Origin of the sequence: Streptomyces sp. NPDC060209 (assembly GCF_042728155.1) — a bacterium.
Classification (GTDB): Bacteria; Actinomycetota; Actinomycetes; order Streptomycetales; family Streptomycetaceae; genus Streptomyces.
Genome location: NZ_JBHWZS010000468.1, coordinates 1 through 4,659, shown reverse-complemented (window position 1 = coordinate 4,659; position 4,659 = coordinate 1). Strand labels below are relative to the sequence as shown.

The window sequence follows — 4,659 nt, the reverse complement described above, 5'->3', positions numbered from 1 at the left end:
GTCCCCGTCGAGGGTCCCGCACATCGACCGGGCGGCGCGCCACGACCTGGTGCGTAGGCGACATCAGCGGCGAAGTGCCCCACTTCGTAGGTGCAGTTGACCTCCGGCGGCCAACTTCGGCACAGACGTTCCCTATTCTGTTCACAAGCTGATCATCCGCTGCCGCGCACACCCTGGAGTTCGCCATGTCCCGACCGGAGAACGATGCCCCCGCCCTGCGCATCGACACCAGCAGACCCCATCCGGCCCGGATGTACGACTGGTTCCTGGGCGGCAAGGACAACTACCCGGTCGACGAGGCCATGGGCCGGCAGATGCTGGCCGTGGAGCCAGGAGTCCCGGTCATGGCGAGGGTGAACCGGGCCTTCATGCACCGCGCCACCCGATGGCTGACCGATCAGGGGATCCGTCAGTTCCTCGACATCGGCACGGGTATTCCCACCGAGCCGAATCTCCACCAGGTCGCCCAGCGAACGGCACCCGCGGCAAGGGTGGTCTACTGCGACAACGACCCGATCGTCCTGGCGCACGCCGAGGCTCTGCTGAAGGGCACCGAGGAGGGTGCAATCGACTATGTGCAGGCGGATGCCCGCGATGTGGACTCCATACTCGAACGCGCGGGCAAGACCCTGGACTTCAGCCGGCCGGTCGCACTCTCGCTGATCTCGCTGCTGCACTTCGTGAGTGACGAGGACGGCGCCTACGAGTTGGTGGACAGGCTGAGCGCGGTGCTCGCACCGGGCAGCCATGTGGTGATCTCGCATCTCACCGCGGACTTCCACCCGGCGGCGGCCCGCAAGGTCGACGAGATGTACAAGGCCAACACGCTCACTCTGGCGCCCCGCACCCGTGATCAGTTCGCCCGCTTCTTCGACGGACTGGAGATCGTCGAGCCCGGCATCATGGCAGCCGAAGCGTGGCACCCCGAGCTCGGCGAGCCGGTCCCCGGCCAGGACGAAGTCATCAGCGCAGGCTACGTGGCCGTCGGCCGCAAGCCGTAGCCCGTCCGTCAGGCCTGCCCGCGCTGTGGGCGGGACCGGGGCCGTCGCTTCCCTCCGGGGACGACGGCCCCGGGATGGCCGACAAGGCGCTGTTGACCGCCAGGGCGACGCCGCCTGATTCTCGGATCACCCACCGAGGAGCAGGGAGGCCACACGATGACTGCCACAACCGGACGGACGCCAGTTCCCTATCCCTTCAACGAGCCGGCCGGGCTGGGACTGGCGGACGCCTACCAGGAAGCTCTGGAAAAGCCCGGGCTCGTGCGTGTGCGCATGACGTACGGGGAACCCGCGTGGCTGGCCACCCGCTACGCCGACGCACGCCTGGTTCTCGGCGACCGCCGCTTCAGCCGGGCGGAGGCCCTCCGCCACGACGAGCCGCGCCAGTCGGAGGGGAGCCGCGACAGCGGCATTCTGAGCATGGACCCTCCGGGACACACCCGGCTGCGCACCCTGGTGGCGAAGGCGTTCACCGTGCATCAGGTGGAGAAGTTACGCCCCTGGGTACGGGAGCTGGCCCACGGTCTGCTCGACGAGCTCGAGGCCCAGGGCCGGCCGGCGGACCTGGTGGAGCACTACGCGCTGCCGATTCCCGTGGCGGTGATCTGTCGCATGCTCGGCGTGCCGGAGGAGGACCGCCCCAGGTTCCGGGTGTGGAGCGACGCCGCCCTCTCCACCAGTTCCCTGACGGCCGAGGAGTTCCTTCGCAGCCGCGAGGAGCTGCGCGCCTACATGGGTTCGCTGATCGAGGAGCACCGGCGCAGTCCCCGGCCGGACCTGATGACCGGGCTGATCGAAGCCCGCGACACCGGGGACCGGCTCAGCGAACTGGAACTCGTCGATCTCTGCGTCGGGATTCTCGTCGCCGGCCATGAGACCACCGCGACCCAGATCCCGAACTTCGTGTACGCGTTGCTCGACCACCCTGATCAGCTGAAGCTGCTGCGGGAGCGCCCCGAACTGATCCGCGGCGCGGTCGAGGAGCTGCTGCGGTTCGTGCCCCTCGGAAGTGGCGCCGGCTTCCCCCGGTATGCCACACAGGACGTGGAGGTCGGTGGCACGCTCGTCCGGGCCGGTGAGCCCGTACTCGTCGCGGTCGGCGCCGCCAACCGCGACGCCCTGAAGTTCGATGCCCCCGGCCGCCTCGACGTCACCCGTACCGGGGTCCAGCATCTGGGTTTCGGACACGGGGTCCACCACTGCCTGGGCGCACCGCTCGCCAGGCTGGAGCTGCAGGAGGCGCTCGAGGCGCTGCTCGTACGCTTCCCCGACCTGCATGTGGCGGGGGACGTGGAATGGAAGAACCAGATGCTCGTGCGTGGTCCCCGCGAGATGCCGGTGGGGTGGTGACGGCCGTGTCGTGGACGACGGAGGTGGATCGCGAACTGTGCATGGGGTCAGGCATGTGCGCGGGGATGGCATCCGATCTCTACGCGTTGGACGACGAGGACCGGGCGACGCCCGTGCGTGATCGGATAGCTCCTGACGATCGCGCGCTGGACGCCGCGGACTCGTGCCCCGCGTCGGCGATCCTGGTTCGCGACGGGGACGTGCTGATCGGGCCCCGCCCCTGAGGACTCCGGTGCCGGGGGTCATGCCGACTGCCCGTCCTCACCGGTATGCCGGAAGCAGGAGACGACCACGACGAGCGGCCAGAACGACTGCGCGAACGTGAGGACGCGTTCGGCGGCCCCCGCGGTGTCGAGCAGGTACAGGGCGAGCAGGAACCAGGCCCCGCCGATCCACATCAGTGCGGCCGCCGTGACGGAGGGCGCGGGCCGCAGTGCCCACGGTGCCGTCGTCCTGCCGGAGGACGGCACCGTCGGACGCGGCCAGGCGTCCGCTTCCCGTGCCGACGCTATGCGCGGGCCGGACGCCGCGCGTCGCACGGCCAGGACCGGCCACACCGCGAGCAGCGAGAAACCCACGGCCACGACCACGCTGTGGGCGAACGAGCCACCGCTGCTCGGTGCCGGGAACAGGGCCAGCAGCATCGCCGTGAGTCCACCGCCGGCCAGCGCCACCCGTCCGAACGGTGCGGCGGGTCGCAGTCCGGACGCGGTGACCACGTGGCAGGCTCCCAAGGCGAGCAGCGCCGACGTCATCACCCAGTACCCGGCGGCACCGTCGGCGGCGAGGATGCTGATCGTCGTCGACGCGGGATCGTAGCCGGGCCCCTGAAGCTCCGCCGAGACCGCCCAGCCACCGACGAGGAGGACCGGGGCGCACACCGAGGAGAACAGGACCCACCAGGAGACAGATCGCATCGGTGAACGGTAGAACGCCCGAACCGGCAAACGCCGGTGTACACGCAGGCGAGGGCGTACTCCGCACACGAGCGGGTAGGCGCGTGACGCCGGGTCATATGACGGAGTGTGAACCGCACCGCCGGGCCTGCCCGGCAACGGCCCCGTGCCCCGTGCCCGGCGCGCCGTATCGGACGTGCATCGAACCGGAGGAGAACCCGCTGTGCTGACACCCAGTCCTCAGGACCTGAGAGTGGCTCTGGCCCGCTACGCCGACGCACGGATCGAGGACGCGCGCCGTTCGACGGACGTCACCGCCCGAATCGTGGAGGACGCCGCCTACACGCTGTGCGTGATGACCGGCACCCAGGCCGTTCCGCAGGCCCTGCACGCCGCCGACACCATGCTCGGGGTGCGGGCCACGGTCTCCCCCGCGCTTCGCCGGCCCGTGGGCACACAGCAGGACAACCGCCTCCAGACCGCCTGAGAGGCCGTCGGCACGAGAGTGCCGACCCGCCGGGGCCCGCCCGCCCGCGGCGGCTGCTGGGTCTCGTGCCCCACAAACCCAACTCCCTTCACACCCCCGGCGGACCTCGCGCGCCCGACCCCCCCCCCCCCCCGCCGGGGCCCGCCCGCCCCGGCCGGCGCCCGGCATGCCCGCCGTCGGCCTAATCCCGCCCGGTGTCGGCCCGGCCCCGGGACGCTGGGCGGGTGGACGACACCCGAGCGGGAACGGGCGACGAGAAGAACGCGGAACGGCTGACCGCCCTCTCCGACGGGATCTTCGCGATCGCCATGACCCTGCTGGTGCTCGATGTCCGTGTGCCGCCGGGTCTGAGTGCGGACGGCTTCCGGCATGCCGTCGGCGATGTACTGCCTGACCTCGGCGCCTACGCCCTGAGCTTCATGATCCTTTCCGCTTTCTGGCGGGACCACCGCCGGATCGTGGAGCTGGTCCCGCGGTTCGAAGGGCCGTCGCTGAAACTCGCGCTCATCTGGCTCGGCACCATCGCGCTCATTCCCTTCCCGACGTCGCTGCTGTCGGAGTACGCCTCCGAGCCCCTGGCGGTCGCGGTCTACGCCGGCGCCGTGTGCATCACCAATCTGCTGGAACTGGCGGTGCTCAGGACGGGCCTGCGCAGGGCGAGGCCCTCCGATCCCGCCACGGAGAGGACCGCGCGCTTCGTGGCCACCGATCTCGTAGGCACCGCCCTGGTCTTCGGCGCCACCGTCCCGCTCGCCTACGCCCTCTCCCCCGCCGCCGCCATGTGGTCCTGGCTGGCGCTCCTGCCGGTCAAGGTCACGACCGGCCGCAGGAGCCGCCGCGCGCTGCCCTCCTAGGGTCTTTCGTTTGGATCGGGCCGGATCAGTGAGCGGGGTCCGGTGCCGTGGATCGCAAGGCGGAGGAGGGA

6 protein-coding genes are annotated in these 4,659 nt (G+C 70.7%); 5 read left to right on the top strand and 1 reads right to left on the bottom strand.

The genetic code is table 11. From position 1 onward, the window contains the following. The first annotated feature begins 185 nt into the window (after positions 1-185). The 3 genes from ACFWFI_RS41180 to ACFWFI_RS41170 all read left to right on the top strand — a co-directional run bounded on the left by ACFWFI_RS41180 (position 186) and on the right by ACFWFI_RS41170 (position 2,575). Entirely contained in the window at positions 186-1,001 is an 816-nt protein-coding gene (locus tag ACFWFI_RS41180; RefSeq protein WP_387400852.1) for an SAM-dependent methyltransferase, read from the top strand. A gap of 156 nt (positions 1,002-1,157) precedes the next feature. Then, on the top strand, positions 1,158-2,351 hold the full coding sequence (locus tag ACFWFI_RS41175) for a cytochrome P450 (protein WP_387400850.1): 1,194 nt from the start codon (positions 1,158-1,160) through the stop codon (positions 2,349-2,351). Beyond that, entirely contained in the window at positions 2,297-2,575 is a 279-nt protein-coding gene (locus ACFWFI_RS41170) for a ferredoxin (RefSeq protein ID WP_387400848.1), read from the top strand. The genes ACFWFI_RS41175 and ACFWFI_RS41170 overlap by 55 nt, the downstream gene beginning before the upstream one ends. Positions 2,576-2,593: 18 nt before the next feature. On the opposite strand, the gene ACFWFI_RS41165 is transcribed toward ACFWFI_RS41170, so the two are convergent. Beyond that, positions 2,594-3,268: a DUF998 domain-containing protein gene (locus ACFWFI_RS41165; RefSeq protein ID WP_387400846.1), complete on the bottom strand. Its 675-nt coding sequence runs from the start codon at positions 3,266-3,268 to the stop codon at positions 2,594-2,596. Between the two features lie 202 nt (positions 3,269-3,470). On the opposite strand from ACFWFI_RS41165, the gene ACFWFI_RS41160 reads away from it, so the two are divergent. Together ACFWFI_RS41160 and ACFWFI_RS41155 are read left to right on the top strand one after the other, a co-directional pair. Beyond that, entirely contained in the window at positions 3,471-3,734 is a 264-nt protein-coding gene (locus ACFWFI_RS41160) for a DUF5133 domain-containing protein (RefSeq protein WP_387400844.1), read from the top strand. Positions 3,735-3,958: 224 nt separating this feature from the next. Further along, positions 3,959-4,588, top strand: a complete 630-nt coding sequence (locus tag ACFWFI_RS41155; RefSeq protein ID WP_387400842.1) for a TMEM175 family protein — start codon at positions 3,959-3,961, stop codon at positions 4,586-4,588. Positions 4,589-4,659 lie beyond the last annotated feature (71 nt).

What these genes read in the sequence shown, in the direction of transcription:
- ACFWFI_RS41175 (WP_387400850.1), top strand. Translation starts at nt 1,158, where the DNA reads ATGACTGCCACAACCGGACGGACGCCAGTTCCCTATCCCTTCAACGAG.
- ACFWFI_RS41170 (WP_387400848.1), top strand. Translation starts at nt 2,297, where the DNA reads ATGGAAGAACCAGATGCTCGTGCGTGGTCCCCGCGAGATGCCGGTGGG.
- ACFWFI_RS41180 (WP_387400852.1), top strand. Translation starts at nt 186, where the DNA reads ATGTCCCGACCGGAGAACGATGCCCCCGCCCTGCGCATCGACACCAGC.
- ACFWFI_RS41165 (WP_387400846.1), bottom strand. Translation starts at nt 3,268, where the DNA reads ATGCGATCTGTCTCCTGGTGGGTCCTGTTCTCCTCGGTGTGCGCCCCG.